The organism is Streptomyces sp. NPDC012508, assembly GCF_042902595.1.
Taxonomy (GTDB): Bacteria; Actinomycetota; Actinomycetes; order Streptomycetales; family Streptomycetaceae; genus Streptomyces.
Genome location: NZ_JBIBEO010000006.1, coordinates 563,974 through 580,775, shown reverse-complemented (window position 1 = coordinate 580,775; position 16,802 = coordinate 563,974). Strand labels below are relative to the sequence as shown.

The 16,802-nt window shown below is 72.8% G+C and carries 17 protein-coding genes, 1 other RNA gene and 2 pseudogenes; 10 read left to right on the top strand and 10 right to left on the bottom strand.

Annotation, left to right across the window (positions count from 1 at the left end; all coding sequences use genetic code 11):
- Position 1: 1 nt before the first annotated feature.
- A complete protein-coding gene (locus ACFY8U_RS23315) occupies positions 2–805 on the bottom strand; it encodes a hypothetical protein (RefSeq protein WP_389573089.1) in 804 nt (267 codons plus the stop codon).
- Positions 802–1,569, bottom strand: coding sequence for a MerR family transcriptional regulator (locus ACFY8U_RS23310; RefSeq protein ID WP_361593508.1), 768 nt, complete (start codon positions 1,567–1,569; stop codon positions 802–804). Before ACFY8U_RS23310 ends, ACFY8U_RS23315 begins: the two co-directional genes overlap by 4 nt.
- Before the next feature lie 77 nt (positions 1,570–1,646).
- On the opposite strand from ACFY8U_RS23310, the gene rnpB reads away from it, so the two are divergent.
- Positions 1,647–2,047: RNase P RNA component class A (gene rnpB / locus ACFY8U_RS23305), an RNA gene on the top strand.
- A 60-nt stretch (positions 2,048–2,107) separates the two neighbouring features.
- Here rnpB and ACFY8U_RS23300 read toward each other — a convergent pair.
- Entirely contained in the window at positions 2,108–2,422 is a 315-nt protein-coding gene (locus tag ACFY8U_RS23300) for a MazG-like family protein (RefSeq protein ID WP_361433476.1), read from the bottom strand.
- A 44-nt stretch (positions 2,423–2,466) separates the two neighbouring features.
- Here ACFY8U_RS23300 and ACFY8U_RS23295 point away from each other — a divergent pair, with 44 nt between their 5' ends.
- Positions 2,467–3,480, top strand: a complete 1,014-nt coding sequence (locus tag ACFY8U_RS23295; protein ID WP_389573086.1) for a hypothetical protein — start codon at positions 2,467–2,469, stop codon at positions 3,478–3,480.
- A gap of 63 nt (positions 3,481–3,543) precedes the next feature.
- Positions 3,544–3,867: a nuclear transport factor 2 family protein gene (locus ACFY8U_RS23290; RefSeq protein WP_361433471.1), complete on the top strand. Its 324-nt coding sequence runs from the start codon at positions 3,544–3,546 to the stop codon at positions 3,865–3,867.
- Between the two features lie 30 nt (positions 3,868–3,897).
- On the opposite strand, the gene ACFY8U_RS23285 is transcribed toward ACFY8U_RS23290, so the two are convergent.
- Complete coding sequence (locus tag ACFY8U_RS23285; RefSeq protein WP_389573084.1) at positions 3,898–4,653, bottom strand: SDR family oxidoreductase; 756 nt, start codon at positions 4,651–4,653, stop codon at positions 3,898–3,900.
- Positions 4,654–4,788: 135 nt separating this feature from the next.
- Here ACFY8U_RS23285 and ACFY8U_RS23280 point away from each other — a divergent pair, with 135 nt between their 5' ends.
- Positions 4,789–6,432, top strand: a complete 1,644-nt coding sequence (locus ACFY8U_RS23280) for an alkaline phosphatase D family protein (RefSeq protein ID WP_389573083.1) — start codon at positions 4,789–4,791, stop codon at positions 6,430–6,432.
- Here the strand turns inward: ACFY8U_RS23280 and ACFY8U_RS23275 are convergent.
- Positions 6,419–7,420 (bottom strand): Gfo/Idh/MocA family protein, encoded by a 1,002-nt coding sequence (locus tag ACFY8U_RS23275; protein WP_389573081.1) that lies wholly within the window; start codon positions 7,418–7,420, stop codon positions 6,419–6,421. The two genes, ACFY8U_RS23280 and ACFY8U_RS23275, sit on opposite strands and share 14 nt — an antisense overlap.
- 78 nt (positions 7,421–7,498) lie before the next feature.
- On the opposite strand from ACFY8U_RS23275, the gene ACFY8U_RS23270 reads away from it, so the two are divergent.
- Positions 7,499–8,773: a Bcr/CflA family multidrug efflux MFS transporter gene (locus tag ACFY8U_RS23270; RefSeq protein ID WP_389573079.1), complete on the top strand. Its 1,275-nt coding sequence runs from the start codon at positions 7,499–7,501 to the stop codon at positions 8,771–8,773.
- 84 nt (positions 8,774–8,857) lie between these two features.
- Positions 8,858–9,838 carry a small ribosomal subunit Rsm22 family protein gene (locus ACFY8U_RS23265; RefSeq protein ID WP_389573291.1) on the top strand — a complete coding sequence of 327 codons (981 nt, stop codon included), beginning with the start codon at positions 8,858–8,860 and terminating at the stop codon, positions 9,836–9,838.
- Positions 9,839–9,867: 29 nt separating this feature from the next.
- Here ACFY8U_RS23265 and ddaH read toward each other — a convergent pair whose 3' ends face one another.
- Complete coding sequence (ddaH, locus tag ACFY8U_RS23260) at positions 9,868–10,701, bottom strand: dimethylargininase (RefSeq protein WP_389573076.1); 834 nt, start codon at positions 10,699–10,701, stop codon at positions 9,868–9,870.
- 161 nt (positions 10,702–10,862) lie between these two features.
- Here ddaH and ACFY8U_RS23255 point away from each other — a divergent pair, with 161 nt between their 5' ends.
- Together ACFY8U_RS23255 and ACFY8U_RS23250 are read left to right on the top strand one after the other, a co-directional pair.
- The gene (locus tag ACFY8U_RS23255; protein ID WP_389573074.1) at positions 10,863–11,498 is read left to right on the top strand and encodes a TetR/AcrR family transcriptional regulator; all 636 of its coding nucleotides are present in this window, start codon (positions 10,863–10,865) and stop codon (positions 11,496–11,498) included.
- 100 nt (positions 11,499–11,598) lie between these two features.
- Positions 11,599–12,369: a bifunctional DNA primase/polymerase gene (locus tag ACFY8U_RS23250; RefSeq protein ID WP_389573072.1), complete on the top strand. Its 771-nt coding sequence runs from the start codon at positions 11,599–11,601 to the stop codon at positions 12,367–12,369.
- Between the two features lie 39 nt (positions 12,370–12,408).
- Here ACFY8U_RS23250 and ACFY8U_RS23245 read toward each other — a convergent pair whose 3' ends face one another.
- The 3 genes and pseudogenes from ACFY8U_RS23245 to ACFY8U_RS23235 all read right to left on the bottom strand — a co-directional run.
- Positions 12,409–13,404: a hypothetical protein gene (locus tag ACFY8U_RS23245; RefSeq protein ID WP_389573069.1), complete on the bottom strand. Its 996-nt coding sequence runs from the start codon at positions 13,402–13,404 to the stop codon at positions 12,409–12,411.
- Positions 13,405–13,544: 140 nt separating this feature from the next.
- Positions 13,545–14,257: pseudogene (locus tag ACFY8U_RS23240) on the bottom strand (ATP-binding cassette domain-containing protein).
- Positions 14,254–14,424 (bottom strand): annotated as a pseudogene (locus ACFY8U_RS23235) (iron chelate uptake ABC transporter family permease subunit); the annotation flags it as partial. The pseudogenes ACFY8U_RS23240 and ACFY8U_RS23235, both read right to left, overlap by 4 nt.
- A gap of 86 nt (positions 14,425–14,510) precedes the next feature.
- Here ACFY8U_RS23235 and ACFY8U_RS23230 point away from each other — a divergent pair.
- Both ACFY8U_RS23230 and ACFY8U_RS23225 read left to right on the top strand, forming a co-directional pair.
- Positions 14,511–15,389 (top strand): hypothetical protein, encoded by an 879-nt coding sequence (locus ACFY8U_RS23230; RefSeq protein ID WP_389573065.1) that lies wholly within the window; start codon positions 14,511–14,513, stop codon positions 15,387–15,389.
- Entirely contained in the window at positions 15,352–16,038 is a 687-nt protein-coding gene (locus tag ACFY8U_RS23225) for a PhzF family phenazine biosynthesis protein (RefSeq protein WP_389573062.1), read from the top strand. Before ACFY8U_RS23230 ends, ACFY8U_RS23225 begins: the two co-directional genes overlap by 38 nt.
- Before the next feature lie 4 nt (positions 16,039–16,042).
- On the opposite strand, the gene ACFY8U_RS23220 is transcribed toward ACFY8U_RS23225, so the two are convergent.
- A complete protein-coding gene (locus ACFY8U_RS23220; RefSeq protein WP_361593482.1) occupies positions 16,043–16,696 on the bottom strand; it encodes a biliverdin-producing heme oxygenase in 654 nt (217 codons plus the stop codon).
- Positions 16,697–16,802 lie beyond the last annotated feature (106 nt).

Below are 16,802 nucleotides of genomic sequence, written 5' to 3'. Positions count from 1 at the left end.
GTCAGACGGTCGCGACGGCGTGTGTGAGCGCCCGGTGGAAGGACCGGGCGTCGTCCGCGTGACAGCGGACGATCCGCACGGCCCGGGGGCCGCCGAGGAACCGGGGCGCGTCGACCGGCTCGGTCAGCTCGATGACGACCGAGGTCTGTGAGGCGACGGCGAGATTCAGCTCCCCTTCCGTCTTCTCGTGGGTGAAGCGCAGCTCGTGCCGGACCGTCGCGATCCGGTCGAGCGGGATGTGGAGGTCGATGTGCGCGGCCTGCCGCAGGCGGAGCGCGTCGGGGGTGAGGATGTGCGGCCGGGTCACGGAGGCGGCGTGGATCCCGAGGACGAACAGGATCCCCGAGTACACGTCGAGGACCAGCACGATCGCATGGGTGACGGGCCAGTCGGCCAGCAGGTACGACATGCCGATGGTCTCGACGAGGCAGACGAACGCGAAGCCGTACATGAGGGCGGCCTGGTCACGGGCGTGCGGGAACACCTGGTCGCCGGGGCGGACGCCGTCGCGGCGGCGGGCGACCCACAGGGCGAGGCTGACCATCAGCCGCAGCTCGTGCCCGATGAGCCGCAGTACGGGTACGGGCACCAGCTCCCCGAGCGCCTGCCGCGCGGAGAGCCCGCGTCGCCGGAGGCCCACGTACGCCGTGAGGCTCGCGAGGGCGAGCAGGAGGGTGAGGACCTCGGCGGCGGCGAGGACGGGCATCGGTATCCGTACACCGGCGACGAGACAGACGACGAGGACGAGCTCGGCGGGCAGGGCGGTGTACGCGACCCCGCGCAGAAGCCGGATCAGGGCGGTCACCGGGCCCGCTCCGCGACGCGACGGAGGGCGTCCTGGACGGCGGCGGACTGGGCGGGGGAGAAGTCGCCGAAGAGGGCTTCGGCGAGCTGCCCCTGCGGTACGCCGCCCTGCTCGCCGAGCTGCACCGCCAGGGAGTCCGGCAGAAGGCCGGCGAGGGCCTGCCCCGCCTCGGCCACGCGCGGGTCGTCCGGGTCCGCGTCGGCGAGGGCGTCGAGGCGGGCGTACACGTCGTGGGCGCGGGCGACGGACTCGGGGTCCGAGGTCATGGCGCGCATCGTGCCGATGAGCTGCGACCGCTCCTCGTCCGGCGCCACGGTGTCGAGGAGCGCGAGGATCTCGCGGTCCTTGACGGCCATGGGGGACTCCGGGACCTCACCGAGGCCCGCGAACAGATCGGCCAGCTCGGCCGAGACGGGGCCCTCCGAGGTCAGCCGACCGGCGCGCGCCTCCCCGAGCAGCTCGGCGAGCCGCTCGCGCCGCTCGTGGATCACGGCCTCCTGCCGCGCGAGGTCGGTGTCCAGCTCCTCCAGTACCTCCACCAGCTCCCGCCCCTCGTCGTCGGCGAGCACGTCCCGCACCTCGTCGAGCCCGAGGCCGAGTTCGGTCAGCCGCCGGATCCGGGCGAGCAGGACGGCGTCCCGGATGCCGTACTCGCGGTAGCCGTTGGCCAGCCGTACGGGCTCGGGCAGCAGCCCGAGATGGTGGTAGTGCCGCACGGCCCGCGGGGTGACCCCGACGAGCGCGGCGATCTCGCCGATTCGCATGAGGTCAGTAGAAACCCTGACGCTGCGACAAGGTCAAGCGGACGCCGGGCGACGGGTAGCATGGTCGGCACGGCAGACGAGCCGGGCGGGCGGCCGCGTGGGGATCCTCGGATCCTCCCGAGGAACGTCCGGGCTCCACAGGGCAGGGTGGTGGCTAACGGCCACCCGGGGTGACCCGCGGGACAGTGCCACAGAAAACAGACCGCCGGGGACCTCGGTCCTCGGTAAGGGTGAAACGGTGGTGTAAGAGACCACCAGCGCCTGAGGTGACTCAGGCGGCTAGGTAAACCCCACCCGGAGCAAGGTCAAGAGGGGTCGTCCTCGGACGACTCTGCGCGGACGATCGAGGGCTGCCCGCCCGAGTTCGCGGGTAGACCGCACGAGGCCGGCGGCAACGCCGGCCCTAGATGGATGGCCGTCACCCCGACGACCGCGAGGTCCCGGGGAACAGAACCCGGCGTACAGCCCAGCTCGTCTGCCTCCACCCCCCCTGACCTGGGCTTCCTCCCGGGCGGAGGGCGGGCCCGCCACCGCTCCGTCACTCCGTCAGGGAGCGCTCCGCCACCCGCCGCACGTGCCCCGCGAAGACCTCGGCGGCATCCGGAGTCAGCGTGCGCAGCGCGACCATCGCCGTGATGATCACGTCGCACAGCTCGGACTCGACGTCCTGCCAGGTGTGCGAGGCGCCCTTGCGCGGGTTCTGTCCCGTCGCGCCGATGACGGCCTGCGCCACCTCGCCGACCTCCTCCGAAAGCTTCAGGACCCGCAGCAGGACGTCCTGTTCCGGAGGGAGCGTGTGGTGCGCGGAGATCCAGGAGGCGAGACGGTCGATGGTGTTCCACGGGTCGCTCATGGTGCAGAAGACTGCCAGTTCAGCGCGGTCGGTAGGGTACGCGCGTGATATTCGGGCGTGCGCGGCTCCAGGCCGCCGTGAGTGAGTTCGAGACCGCCGTACGGGCGCAGGACGGTGCTGCCGCCGAGCGTGCCTTCGGTGGTCTGCACCGGGCCTTCGGGCGGGCCGGCGACGCGGAGCTGCTGGAGGCCGGGCCGCGGCTCGCGGCGTTCCTCGCCGAGGTGCCCCCGGGGCCGCGCGCCGTGACCGCGGTGATGGTCGGGGCGTGCGTGGAGCGCGGGGCCGACGCCGTCGCCTGCGCTCCCGCCGTGTTCGCGGGGGCGCGTGAGGCGTTCGAGGCAGCCGAGGTGTTCTGCGAGCGGTGGGCGGCCACCGGCGGCGGCGACCTGCCGGGTCACGAGGACGGCGACCTGACGGAGGCCCACGTCGAGCGGGTCGGCTTCGAGGCCGTCGTCGGCTGGGAGTCGCTTCCGCAGTGGGAGATGGCCTGCGTCGCGATGCTCAACGCGAAGGCGGTACGGCACGAGAGCGGCGGCAAGGCGGAGCTGCGGGCGGTCGTGGAGCGCGTCCGGGAGGCGTCGGGGGACCCGTTCAAGTGCCTCGCCTACGCCCTGGACGTGCTGGACGACGAGCCGCTCGTCGTGCTCGACCGGCAGTCCGGTGCCGGATTCGCCGTACGCGTATCCGGGATCGGCGACAACTTCCAGCTGCACACCCTCCTCGCCGACGCCCTGATCGGCGGCGGACACCTGCCCGGTACGGCGCCCTCCCCGCAGGCCGTCGCCATGTGCCGGGACCAGCCCGGGATGACCTCGACCACCGGCTCCTTCAACCTCGTCGGCGCCGACGGCGAGTGGATATGGAACGAGGGCAACCCCTCCGAGATCCCGGTCGTCGACGGCGTACGGCTCGTGGTCCTCGACCCGCCCCCGTACGAGCGGAGCTGGCCGGCCGGCCGGTTCTTCCCCGGGATGACCGGCGAGCTCGTCCTCGAACGCGTCCTGCCCGGGAACGAGGCCGCGGCCCTGCTCGTCCAGGTGGCCGAGTCCGTGCGCTGAGCCGCGCCACACGTGCGGCCCGGGTCCGTGGGGAACGGGGCGGGGCGGTGTACGGGTAGGGCCATGACGATTCCCGTGGACAGACTCAGCGACCCGGCCGTGCGCGCCTTCGTCACGGCCCTCAACGCCAATGACCGCGACGCCTTCTTCGCGGTCCTCACTCCTGGCGCCACCATGTCCGACGACGGTTCCGACCGGAACGTCGACGAGTGGACCGACAAGGAGATCTTCTCCTCGCGCGGCCACATCGAGGTCGAGTCCGAGAAGGACGGCGGGCGCGCCCTCGTCGCCCGCTACCGCAACGACACCTGGGGTGAGATGCGGACGGCCTGGAGGTTCCAGGTGCAGGACGGGAAGGTCAGCCGCTTCGAAACCGGCCAGGCGTAGCCCCGGAGGGCGGGGGCCCTCCGAGGGCCCCTACCCTCGCCCGATGTACGGCATCGCCGTCGCCATCACCGTCGCGAACTGCACGTTCGCCTCCAGCGGCAGGCCCGCCATGTGCACCACGGTCGCCGCCACGTCCGCCGCGTCCATCACCGGCTCCGCCGCCAGCTGCCCGTTCGCCTGCAGGATCCCCGACTGCATCCGCGCCGTCATCTCCGTCGCCGCGTTCCCGATGTCGATCTGACCGCACGCGATCCGGTACGGCCGCCCGTCGAGCGACAGCGACTTCGTCAGGCCCGTCATCGCGTGCTTGGTCGCCGTGTACGCGATCGAGTGCGGGCGCGGCACATGCGCCGAGATCGAGCCGTTGTTGATGATCCGGCCGCCCTGCGGGGACTGCTCCTTCATCGTCCGGAACGCCGCCTGGGCGCACAGGAACGAGCCCGTCAGGTTCACGTCCACGACCGAGCGCCAGGTCTCGTGGGCGAGGTCCTCGACCGGGGTCCCGCCGCCCGCGAACGTCCCCGCGTTGTTGAAGAGCAGGTCGACCCGGCCCCACCGGTCCCGTACCGCGTCGAAGAGGGCCGTCACCGCCTCCGGCGAGGTCACGTCCGTCGGGACGCACAGGACGTCGGACGACGGGACGGACGCCGCCGTCTCCTCCAGGGGCTCGCGCCGGCGGCCCGCCAGCGCCACCGACCAGCCCGCCTCGGCCAGGGCCCGGGCCACGCCCCGGCCGATGCCCGATCCCGCTCCCGTCACCACTGCGATGCGCGACTCAGTGCTCATGGGCGCGCAGCGTACGTGAGATCGGTGCACAGGGAACTCATCTGTCCGACACGCGGATGTTCTGTACCCGACAACCCAGGGTCGTCCCGCGCCACTCCAATGCCTGACGGACAACATCCGTCAGGGGAGGGGCATATGACGTACGCACAGACACCCGCGTCCAGCCATACCGACGAACTCCGCGCCGCCGTGCGGCACTTCGGGCGCCGCGGCTTCCTCACCACCGCGGGCGCCGCCGCCGCGCTCGCCTTCGCGGTCCAGCTGCCGGCCGCCGGCGCGGCGAGCGCCGCCGAGCTGAACCCCCGCCGCATCACCGAGGACCCGTTCACCCTGGGGGTGGCATCCGGCGACCCGCTGCCGGGCTCGGTCGTCCTCTGGACCCGGCTCGCGCCGCGCCCCTTCGAGCCCGACGGCGGACTGCCCCGCGAACGGGTGGCCGTCCACTGGGAGCTCGCCCACGACGAGCGCTTCGGCCGGACCGTCAGGCGGGGCAAGGTCACCGCCCACCCCGAGTTCCAGCACAGCGTCCATGTCGAGATCGACCACCTCGACCAGGATCGTGTGTACTTCTACCGGTTCCGCGCCGGCGACTGGACCAGCCCCGTCGGCCGCACCCGGACCGCGCCCGCCCCCGGCGCGCGCATATCCGAGCTCAAGATCGCCGCCGTCTCCTGCCAGGCGTACCACGACGGCTACTTCACCGCCTACGGCCACCTCGCCCAGGAGGACCTCGACGTCGTCTTCCACCTCGGCGACTACCTCTACGAGTACGCCGTCAACGCCACCGGCGGCGCCCGCGCCTACACCGACCGGCGCCTGCCCGCGCACTTCAACCGGGAGACGATCACCCTGGAGGACTACCGGCTGCGGTACGCCCTCTACAAGTCCGACCCCGACCTGCGGGCGGCCCACGCCGCGCACCCCTTCGTCGTCACCTGGGACGACCACGAGACCGAGAACAACTACGCGGGCGACGTCCCCGAGAACGACGTGCCGCCGGAGGAGTTCCTGCTCCGCAGGGCCGCCGCCTACCGTGCGTACTGGGAGAACCAGCCGCTCAGGAGGGTCCAGCGGCCCGAGGGCCCGGACATGCGGCTCTACCGCCGCCTCCGCTTCGGCCGGCTCGCCCAGTTCGACATCCTCGACACCCGCCAGTACCGCTCCAACCAGGCGTACGGCGACGGCTGGCGGGTCCCCGGGCCCGAGTCCGAGGACCCGAGCCGCACCATGACCGGAGCCACGCAGGAGCGCTGGCTGCTCGACGGCTGGCGTGACTCGCGCGCCCTGTGGAACGTCGTCCCGCAGCAGGTCGTCTTCGCCGAGCGGCGCGACGTCCCGACCGACGCCTTCAAGCTCTCCATGGACTCCTGGGACGGCTACCCGGCCTCCCGGCAGCGGATCCTGGACGGCGCGGCGGCGGCCGGCATCGAGAACCTGATGGTGCTCACCGGCGACGTCCACGTCGGCTACGGCCTCGACATCAAGGCCGACCACCGTGACCCGGCCTCGCGCACCCTCGGGACCGAGATCGTCGCCACCTCCATCGCCAGCGGCAAGGACGGCGCCGACCGGCCCGCCAACTACGACAACCTCACCACCGCCAATCCGCACCTGAAGTTCTACAACGGGCGGCGCGGCTATGTGACGGTCGCGCTCGGCCGGGACAGCGCCCGCGCCGACTTCCGTACGGTGTCGGCGGTGACGACCCCCGGCGCCCCGGTCACGACGGCCGGGTCGTTCGTCACGGAGGCGGGCAACCCCGGTCTCACACCGGCGTGACCGACAGCTCCTGGGGATAGCGGACGCCGATGCGGTCCCGTACCGCGTCGAGCGTCCGCATCACCGCGAGGGAGCCCTCCAGCGGTACGAGCGGGGACTCCGTCAGCCCCGCCCGCAGACAGCGCGCCACCTCGGCCGCCTCCGGCAGCAGCGACTGCCGGTCGCCGTCCAGGACGAACTCCTCCGGCTCCCGGCCGTGGCGGCGCAGCGTGAAGCGGTCCGGGAAGAAGAAGCCGGCCGGGACGTCGATCCGGCCCGCCGACCCCGTCACGGAGGCGGTCATCGGGGTGTCCGCCACGAGCGAGCAGGACAGCAGGGCCGAGGCCCCCGAGGACCAGCCGAGGAGCATCCCCGTGTTCAGGTCCACGCCCTCGGGCGAGAGCAGCGCATGAGCCTGGACCGAGCCGGGCTCACCGAGCAGCAGATGCGCGAAGGAGACCGGATAGACCCCGAGGTCCAGAAGCGCCCCGCCGCCGACGGCCGGGTCGCGCAGCCGGTGGTCGGCGGCGAACGGGCCCGCGAGCCCGAAGTCCGCCTGGACGGTCCTGACCTCGCCGATCGCACCGTCCCGGACCAGCTCCGCCAGCTGCCGGACCAGCGGATTGCAGTACATCCACATGGCCTCCATCAGGAAGAGACCACGGTCCCGGGCGAGGGCGGCCAACTCCTCGGCCTCCCGCGCGTTCAGGGTGAGAGCCTTCTCGCAGAGGACCGCCTTGCCCGCCTCCAGGGCGAGCCCGGCGGCTTCCCGGTGCGCGTGGTGCGGGGTCGCCACGTACACCACGTCGACGTCCGGATCGGCGACGAGCGCGGCCCACGACCCGTACGCCTTCGGTATCCCGAACCGGTCGGCGAAGGCCCGCGCCGACGCCTCCGTACGGGAGGCCACGGCCACCACCTCCGCGTCGTCCGCCGCGAGCAGGTCGCCGGCGAACTTCGCCGCGATCCCGCCCGTCGCCAGCACGCCCCACCGCACGGTCTTCCCCATGTGCCCCACCCCACGACGTCCCGGTCCGTTCCGACGAGCTGAGAGCATAGGGAAAGTTTCAACGAAAGGGAGCAGTCGATGCCGGAGAGCGGCCAGCCCACGAAACAGGGATCGCAAGGACACATATCCGCCGGCCCCGCCGCCCCCGCACGGCGCGCGAGCCTGCTCGTCACGCTCGTCCTCGGCGGTCTCACCGCCCTCCCGCCGCTCTCCATGGACATGTACCTGCCGGCGCTGCCGGAGGTCACCGAGATGCTGCGCTCGCCCGCGGCGACGGTCCAGCTGACCCTGACCGCCTGCCTCGCCGGCATGGCGCTCGGCCAGCTCGTCGTCGGCCCGATGAGCGACCGATGGGGCCGCCGCAGACCGCTGCTCATCGGCATGATCGTGTACGTCGCCGCCACCGCGGTCTGTGCCTTCGCCCCCACGGTCGAACTGCTCATCGGCTTCCGGCTGCTCCAGGGCCTTGCGGGCGCGGCCGGCATCGTGATCGCCCGGGCCGTGGTCCGTGATCTGTACGACGGCGTCGCGATGGCCCGGTTCTTCTCCACCCTGATGCTGATCTCCGGCGTCGCCCCGATCATCGCCCCGCTCATCGGCGGCCAGATCCTGCGGATCACCGACTGGCGGGGCGTCTTCCACGTGCTCGCCGCCATCGGTGTCCTCCTGACCCTGGTGGTCTGGAAGTGGCTGGGGGAGACGCTGCCGCCGGAGCGGCGTCACGAGGGCGGTGTCGGGGAGGCGCTGCGCACCATGCGCGGGCTGCTCGCCGACCGGGTCTTCACCGGCTACATGCTGGCCGGCGGGCTCGCCTTCGCCGCGCTCTTCGCCTACATCAGCGCCTCGCCCTTCGTGGTCCAGGAGATCTACGGCGCCTCCCCGCAGACCTTCAGCCTCCTCTTCGGCCTCAACTCCGTCGGCCTCGTCGCCGTCGGGCAGATCAACGGCAAACTGCTCGTCGGCCGGGTCAGCCTCGACAAGGCGCTGGGCTGGGGACTCTGCGTGATCCTGCTCGCCTCGGTGGCGCTGCTGCTCATGACGAGCGGGGTCTTCGGGGAGCCGGGGCTCGCGCCGGTGGCCGCCGGGCTCTTCGTCCTGATGTCGGCGATGGGTCTGGCGATGCCCAACACCAACGCGCAGGCGCTGATGCGCACGCCGCACGCGGCGGGCTCCGCCTCCGCGCTGCTCGGCACCTCGTCCTTCCTGATCGGGGCGATCGCCTCCCCGCTGGTCGGCATCGCGGGCGAGGCCACGGCTGTGCCGATGGCCGTGGTGCAGCTGGTCTGTGCGGCTGGGGCGCTTGCCTGCTTCCTGGGCCTGTGCCGGCCGTGGCGCCCCCAGCCGGCCGCCTAAAATGTGGAGGTGAACGCCTCCGCCTCCCTTCCCTCCGGTGACACCGCCGCAGGTGACGCCTCCGGTGCCGCCTCGCGCGGCAGCCTGCGCACAGCCTCCGGCGACGAGCTGCGCGCCGCGCTCGCCGGACTCCTCGACGGGCTCCCGCCGCGCCAGGCGACCCAGGCCGTCGACCGGCTGATCGCCAACTACCGGGGGACCACCCCGACCGACGCCCCCGTGCTGCGCGACCGCTCCGACGTCGCGGCCTACGCCGCGTACCGGATGCCGGCGACGTTCGAGGCGGTACGGGCGGCACTCGACGCCCTGCGGGACGCGGCCCCCTCGTGGGAGCCGGCCACACACACCGACGTCGGCGGCGGCACCGGAGCGGCGAGCTGGGCGGTCGCGGAGGCCTGGGACGGCGCCGCCCGCACGACCGTGCTCGACTGGGCCGAGCCCGCGCTCGCCCTCGGCAAGGAGCTGGCGGACGGGGTCTTCCACGCGGAGTGGCGCCGGGACCGCATCAGCGGGGCGCTGCGGCTCGACACGGCGGACCTGGTGACGGTCAGCTACGTCCTCAAGGAGCTGACCGAGGCCGACCGCCGCGCGGTCGTGACCGAGGCCGCGCGGGTGGCGCAGGCCGTCGTGATCGTCGAGCCCGGCACCCCCGACGGCTACGAGCGGATCATCGAGGCGCGCTCCCTCCTCGTGGAGGCGGGCTTCACCGTGGCCGCGCCGTGCCCGCACAGCGGGGCCTGCCCGATCGAGCCGGGCAAGGACTGGTGCCACTTCGCGGCCCGGGTGAGCAGATCGTCGCTGCACCGGCAGGTGAAGGGCGGCTCGCTGCCGTACGAGGACGAGAAGTTCGCCTACGTGGCGGCGACCCGGTTCCCCGTCCTGCCTGCGGCCTCCCGGGTCATCCGCAAGCCCCAGATCCGCAAGGGCCAGGTCCTGCTGGACCTCTGCGGCCCCGAGGAGACCGGCCTGGCGCGCGAGACGGTCAGCAAGCGGCACGGGGCGCTGTACAAGGCCGCGCGGGACGCGGAGTGGGGCGACCCCTGGCCCCCGGAGCCCTCGGAGTAGGGCCCGGCGGGGAGGGGCCGCCCCGGGACTCACCCCAGGCGGGGGCGCAGCTCCTGGGTGCAGCACTTCACGCTGCCGCCGCCCTTGAGCAGCTCCGACAGGTCCATGCCCACCGGCTCGAAGCCACGGTCACGGAGCGGTTCGAAGAGGTCCACCGCCGCCTGGGGCAGCAGCACATGGCGGCCGTCGCTCACCGCGTTCAGGCCCAGCGTCGCCGCGTCCTGCTCCGTCGCGAGCAGGGCGTCGGGGAAGAGCCGGGACAGCACGGCCCGGCTGCCGGGGGAGAAGGCGCCGGGGTAGTACATGATCTCGTCGCGCGCCGGGTCGAGCACGCACAGCGCCGTGTCCAGGTGGTAGTAGCGCGGGTCCACCAGCTCCAGGCCGATGAGCGGGCGCCCGAAGAACTCCTGCGCCTCCAGGTGGGAGAGCGGGGTCGAGCGGAAGCCCCGGCCGGCCAGGATCCAGGACGAGGTCACGGCGAAGTCGCCCTCGCCCTCGTTCACGTGTTCCGGCACGCGGACCTCCGCGTAACCGTTTCCGCGGAACCAGTCCAGGTGCGCCGCCTCCTCCTCCGTACGCTGAGGATGGGCGAACCTCGCCCCCAGCACGCGGCCGTCGACCACGGTCGCGCCGTTCGCGGTGAAGACCATGTCGGGCAGGCCCGGGACCGGGTCGAGCAGCTCGACGGTGTGACCGAGCGCGCGGTACTTGGCCGTCAGGTCCTCCCACTGGGCGAGGGCGAGCGGCAGGTCCACCGGCTTGGTGGGGTCCATCCAGGGGTTGATGGAGTACGTCACCTCGAAGTGCGTGGGTGGGCACATCAGATAACGGCGGGGCGAGGCCTCGCGCGGGGTCTGGCGCAAAGAGGGCTCCTCACGGACGGAAGAACAGTCGTCTGACGGAGCCCATGGTCCGCCCTCGACCGGCTCCGCGCAGTGGACCGTTCGGGTGGTTCACCGAACGTCCGGACCGGGTACGAGAGGTAGGCGAGACGCACCGTCTCGCCTGCTGCTAGATTGGTGCCATGCCCGACACCAAGAGCCCGGCCGGCAAGAGCCCCGACGCCACCCGTCGCAGCGAGCGCTCCCGCCGCGCCATCTACGAGGCCGCCCTCGCCCTCGTCTCCGAGACCGGCTACGCCAGGACGACCATCGAGGGCATCGCCGCCCGCGCCGGGGTCGGCAAGCAGACGATCTACCGCTGGTGGCCCTCCAAGGCCGCCGTCCTCCTCGAGGCCTTCCTCGACCTCGCCGCTCAGGCCAACGAGGCGCTGGGGGGCGACGCCGACAGTGAGATCCCCGACACCGGCGACCTCGCCGCCGACCTGAAGTTCGTGCTCCGCGCCACGGTCGACGAGCTGAACAACCCCACCTACGACGCCCCCTCCCGCGCCCTGGCCGCCGAGGGCATCGTCAACCCCGAGCTCGGCGCCCAGTTCGTCGAGAAACTCCTGGAACCCCAGCTCCAGTACTACGTACGCCGCATCGAGGCCGCCCAGGCCGCCGGTGACATCGACCCCGGCGTCGACCCGCGCATCGCCCTCGAACTCCTCGTCGGCCCCCTGAACCACCGCTGGCTCCACCGCACCCTGCCCCTCACCCACGCCTACGCCGACACCCTCGTCGACTACGCGCTGCGCGGGCTCGCGCCCAGGGCGTAACCCCGTTACGTACCCCGGTTGGGGACTCCGGTCACCTGGAGCACCGGAAGATGCGACGATGGGCAGAGCCGAACGGGCGAGGACAGGTGTGAGGGGATAGATGGGCGACGGTATCGGCCGCTACCGCGGCACGGAGAGCAGGCTCCCGCAGTGGCTGCGCAGGCGGCCCAAACGCACCGCGGCCGAGGACGAGTCCCGCCGCGAGGACCTGCTCCTGGCCACCGCCGCCGCCGGACTGCCCCTCGCCCCCGCCGCGTACCCCGTCGGCTACCGCTGTTCCTGCGAGCGCATCGGCTGTCCCACGCCCGCCCGGCACCCCGTCTCCTTCGCCTGGCAGACGCAGTCGACCACCGACCGCGCGCAGATCGAGCGCTGGGCCAGGAACGAGCCCGAGGCGAACTTCATCACGGCCACCGGCATGGTCCACGACGTCCTCGACGTCCCCCTGGAAGCCGGCCGGGCTGCCCTGGCACGGCTCCTCGACCAGGGTGTGGAGGTCGGACCGGTCGCCGAGTCCGCCGAGAGCGCGGGCGACGGCGGCCGGATGCTCTTCTTCACCGCCACCCGCGGCACCCCCGAGGACGAGGACGAGTGGTGGCCCTGCGAGCTGGACTGCCATCCGGAGACCATGGACGAGCACCCGGGGCTCCGCTGGCACTGTCGTGGCAGCTACGTCCTCGTACCGCCGGCCCGGCTCATCGGTGACGAGGAGGAGCGGCCCGCGGTCAGCTGGGTCCGCGGCCCCGAGCACCCTCTGCCCGACCCGCTGAACCTCCTGGAGACCCTGACGGACGCCTGCGCCCGGCACGCGGCCGCGCAGGGGGACCAGCACACCGGACACGAGGTGGCCTGGCCGCTCGGCCGCCGCTGAACGAGCCCGGCGACGAGCCGTTCCGCTGCACCGGTCCGGCTACGAGCCCTTCGCGCCCGTGACGCCCTGGAGCCGGCCCGCGACCGTGACCCCGTCCGCGTCCGTGCCCGCCGGCTTCACCAGCACGGTCTGGCTCGACACCCACTCCTTGGTGACGGTGTTCTTCACCTCACCCGTCATCAGCGCCTTCACATCGGGGTCGACCTTCGGCCGGTACCCCTTGGCCGCCGTCTGCTGCTCGAAGTAGCGCGTCGCGAAGAAGACCAGCGCCCCGCCGTCCTCCGTCGCGAGAGCCAGCGGTGCGAAGTCCCCGGCGTCCGTGACCTGGTCGACGTACTGCGTCGCGAGCCCCACCCGCTTCGCGCCCTTCTCCCGCTCCTCACGCCACTGCGTGGTGTGCGGACCGGCGGCGAACTGGCCCCGCTCCCCGCCGCCGAGGAACGAGACGTAGCTCCGTCCCAGATCCTTGGGCGCGACCGCGAGGCCCGTGGAGTCCGCCGGCACCGGGACGGCGAACCCGCCCTCGGTCTTGAACGCCGGGATCTCGTCCGGGGTCAGGATCGCCAGATAGGCGACCTCCCACAGCTCGTCGGCGCCGTTGCGCACGAAGACCAGGAGCCAGCGGTTGTCGCCCCGGCCGTCGTCGGCGTCCCGGTTGGAGTCGGTGTCAGCCACGAACCAGCGTGGCCAGCCCGCCTTCTTGGGAAGGAAGAACGTCGCGTCCGTCAGCTCGAGCGGCTGATGCTGCGGGTTGCCCCCGGGGGCGGTGACCGAACGGGACTTCAGACCGGCCTGGTTGATCGCCCCGAGCGCTCCGGTGACCCGGTCCGAGTCGAGCTTCGGGTCGTGCGCCTTGTCGGCCTTGTTGTAGGCGTCGGTGAAGTCCTTGAGGGCCTGCTCGGCCTCGGTCTTCGTCGCCGCCGGGATCAGCTCCCGCTCGCCGTGCACCGTCACGCAGCCACTCGCCGTCAGCGCCAGCACGGTCGCCGCCGTCGTCGCAAGGAACGCCCTCGACGGTTGCCTCAGCCTTCTCATCGGTCGCCTTCTGCATCTTCACCGGCACGGACGGACCCGACCCTACCGGGGCCGCGAACAGCGCGAGCGCCGGGAGGGGACAGTGCGCCCACACCGTGACCTGAAGGACCGTCGGGTCCGTGGGGGGCAGGCACCTACGGTCACGTGCCCGAAGTGTCCGCGATCCTCGCTGCGGTGGCGCCGGTACCGCGTGCCGTGCGGCGCGGGACGACCAGCGGAACCCCCGTCCCCGGGTGCGGGAGGACCTCCACCGCCTGCCGGTACACCCGGCTCAGCAGCTCCTCCTCGAAGACCTCGGCCGGCGGCCCGTCGGCGGCGATCCGGCCGGCGTGCAGCACCCCGACCCGGTCCGCGTGCGCGGCCGCGAGTCCGAGGTCGTGCAGCACGACGACGACCGCGACTCCGGCCGCGGCACGCTCCCGGCAGACGCGCAGCACCAGTTCCTGATGGCGCAGGTCGAGCGCCGCCGTCGGCTCGTCGAGCAGCAGCAGCGCAGTGCGCTGGGCGAGCACCCGGGTTAGGGCCACGCGGGCCCGCTCGCCGCCGGACAGCGCGGAGAACGGGCGCCGGCCAGCCGGCGGCTGACCGGCCGCGGATCCGCATCTCGCCGGCCGCGGGCGCGAGATCGGCCGCAAAGGCCGCCAACAGGGTGGACTTCCCCGCCCCGTTGGGCCCGACCAGGGCCAGCACCTCACCGGCGCGTACGACGGTGTCCACCCCGCCGAGCACCTCGCGGCTTGCCGAGCCCGACCGGAAGCCCCCGGGCCTCGGCGACGATCTCGCCCGCTCGGGGAGGAGCGGGCAGCTCACGCGTTCGACGGGGGAGGAGACCGCGGATCAGTACGGGCGTCATGCCCAGCCACCTTGCTTGCGACGGGTCCTGCGCACCAGCCAGAAGAAGAACGGGCTGCCGAAGAGGGCGGTCAGGACGCCCAGGGGGAGTTCGGCGGGCGCCGCGAGCGTACGGGCCGCCAGGTCGCCGGCCGCGAGGACCACCGCGCCGCCGAGGGCGCTAGATGGGGCCGCACCCCCGGAAACGGCGGTGCGCGGGGCGTTGGCCCGTCGACACCAGCGCCGTCCCGTGCGTGTCCGGTTAGCGTGCGGGCATGCGACTGTTCCGGGAGAGCCCCTTCGGGCCGGTGTACCGCGTGGAGGGGCCGGCCGAACCGCCCGCACTGCGCTGGGAGATGACGGACGGCCGCAGGGCGCTGCTGCGCCAGTCGGGACGGCCCCTCCTGCTCGCCCGCGTCGACGAGGACCGGGGCGGGGTCCGACTCCACCGCCGCGCCGGGTACCGCTCGCCCCTTCCGCCGATCCGGGCCGACGAGTCCCGGCTGCTGCCCGACTGGCAGAGCCGGTACGCCGATCGGCTGGCAGCCTCCGAGCACGGGCCCCTGTATCCGGGGCGGTGGACGGTCGGCACGCGTGACGTGTTCCCGCCGTACGTCTGGGGCGAGGACTTCGTCACGGAGGGGCCGTACGGACACCTGGACTGGGGCAAGGACGGCTGGAACGGCGTCGTCCCGTCGCGGAGCCTGTCCGCCGCGGACGCTCCTCGCGTCAAGGCGTACCGCAAGCAGGCCAGGGACGGCACTCTCGCCCCCGTACTGCTGTGGTGGGTCACCGCCCTCGACGGCTGGCTGCTCCTCGACGGGCACGATCGGGCCGTCGCGGCCCTCGCCGAGGACCGTGCGCCGCATGCGGTCGTCCTGGCTGCCGCGGAGGACGACGAAACGCTGGCCGAGCGGTTCGCGGCGCTCTCCGAGCAGGAGGAGGAGGTCCGGACGCGCGCGTTCCGCGGTCCCGAACCCGAGCGGCAGCGCGCGGCGTTCCTGCGCGGCCTCGACGACTACGCCGCGGTGATCCCGTACGAGGAGGCCCGCACGCGTGCCTGGCCGATTCCCGGTGGACCGGCGGAGTGGGACGCCTGGATGCTTGAATTCCGCCATGAACGTGACCGCGACCGCGACGACCAGCGCGACTGACATCGACGTCCTGCGCGTCTTCTGCTCCGGCGACGGCCGGTACGGCAACGCCCTGGGCGTCGTACGGGACGGGCGCGCGTATCCCGACGAGGCGTCCCGGCAGGCGCTCGCCAAGGAGCTCGGGTTCAGCGAGACCGTGTTCGTGGACGACCCGGAGCGCGGGATCGTCGACATATACACACCCGGTGTGCGGCTGCCGTTCGCCGGTCATCCCCTGGTCGGGTCGGCCTGGCTGCTCGACCTGGAGGTCGTCCGCCCGCCCGCCGGTGAGGTGTGGGTCCGCGGCGACGGGGAGTTCACGTGGATAGAGGCCCGCGCCGAGTGGGCCCCGCCGCGGACCTTGCGGCGGTACGGCTCCGCCGCCGAGGTCGACGCGCTGGACGTGCCCGAGCCGGGGGAGTGGATCTACGCCTGGGCCTGGGAGGACGAGGCCGCCGGGCGCATCCGGGCCCGGGGGTTCCCCGGCCGCGGTGACGGCATCGACGAGGACGAGGCGACGGGCGCGGCGGCCCTGCTGCTCACGGACCGGCTCGGCCGGGCCCTGAACATCACGCAGGGCCGGGGGTCGCAGATACTGACGGCCCCCGGCCCGGACGGTGTGATCGAACTGGGCGGACGGGTCCGCCTGGAGCGGATCCTCGCCCGCTAGGCGGTCACGCGGCGGTCAGCGGGAACTCGCTTCCCAGCTCCCGGAACACCGCGCCGTTGAAGTCGAACGCGCGCTTGCACTCGTCGATGATCCGCTGCTTCTCCAGATCGTCGGCGTTCACCCCGTCGAGCAGCTCCCGGTACCCCCGCTTGAAGGCCGCCGGGTTCGCGATCTCCTCGAACACGTAGAAGCGGACACCGTCGCCCTTGCGTGCGAAGCCCCAGGTCCGCTCCGCCTTGTCGCGGATGATCTGGCCGCCGGAGAGGTCACCGAGGTAGCGCGTGTAGTGGTGCGCCACATAGCCGGCGGGCCACTCCCGCGCGCACTCCGCCACGCGCGCCGCGTAGGCGGCCGTGGCGGGCAGCGGGGAGAGCCCCTCGCGCCAGTCCGGGCCCCGCAGATGGGCGAGGTCCTGCTCCAGGGCGGCGGTGCGGAACAGCTCCGGCTGTATGAACGGCCCGGCGACCGGGTCGTCCTTCAGCGCCTCGGCGCCCTCCTCCAGCGCGCGGTACACGAACCACAGCTGCTCCGTGTACCGCGTGTAGGCGTCCACCGCGAGCCGGCCACCGAGGAGGTCGCTCATGAAGGTCGACGTCTCGGCCTCGGTGTGCTGCTCGTGAGAGGCCGTGCGGATGAGCGTCGAGAAAGGCGTGTCCAAGGCGTGCCTCCGGAGCCGATGGGGACGGGAACCTGCTGAGATACTGCTACTTAGGCATACCTAAGTCAACTGGTTCCCGACGTCCTGTCGGTAAACAACTACCCCG

Bases quoted from the DNA above. Each gene is read 5' to 3' on its own strand.
- ACFY8U_RS23310 (WP_361593508.1), bottom strand. From the start codon at position 1,569: ATGCGAATCGGCGAGATCGCCGCGCTCGTCGGGGTCACCCCGCGGGCC.
- ACFY8U_RS23300 (WP_361433476.1), bottom strand. From the start codon at position 2,422: ATGAGCGACCCGTGGAACACCATCGACCGTCTCGCCTCCTGGATCTCC.
- ACFY8U_RS23290 (WP_361433471.1), top strand. From the start codon at position 3,544: ATGACGATTCCCGTGGACAGACTCAGCGACCCGGCCGTGCGCGCCTTC.
- ACFY8U_RS23285 (WP_389573084.1), bottom strand. From the start codon at position 4,653: ATGAGCACTGAGTCGCGCATCGCAGTGGTGACGGGAGCGGGATCGGGC.
- ACFY8U_RS23280 (WP_389573083.1), top strand. From the start codon at position 4,789: ATGACGTACGCACAGACACCCGCGTCCAGCCATACCGACGAACTCCGC.
- ACFY8U_RS23275 (WP_389573081.1), bottom strand. From the start codon at position 7,420: ATGGGGAAGACCGTGCGGTGGGGCGTGCTGGCGACGGGCGGGATCGCG.
- ACFY8U_RS23270 (WP_389573079.1), top strand. From the start codon at position 7,499: ATGCCGGAGAGCGGCCAGCCCACGAAACAGGGATCGCAAGGACACATA.
- ACFY8U_RS23255 (WP_389573074.1), top strand. From the start codon at position 10,863: ATGCCCGACACCAAGAGCCCGGCCGGCAAGAGCCCCGACGCCACCCGT.
- ACFY8U_RS23250 (WP_389573072.1), top strand. From the start codon at position 11,599: ATGGGCGACGGTATCGGCCGCTACCGCGGCACGGAGAGCAGGCTCCCG.
- ACFY8U_RS23245 (WP_389573069.1), bottom strand. From the start codon at position 13,404: ATGAGAAGGCTGAGGCAACCGTCGAGGGCGTTCCTTGCGACGACGGCG.
- ACFY8U_RS23230 (WP_389573065.1), top strand. From the start codon at position 14,511: ATGCGACTGTTCCGGGAGAGCCCCTTCGGGCCGGTGTACCGCGTGGAG.
- ACFY8U_RS23225 (WP_389573062.1), top strand. From the start codon at position 15,352: ATGAACGTGACCGCGACCGCGACGACCAGCGCGACTGACATCGACGTC.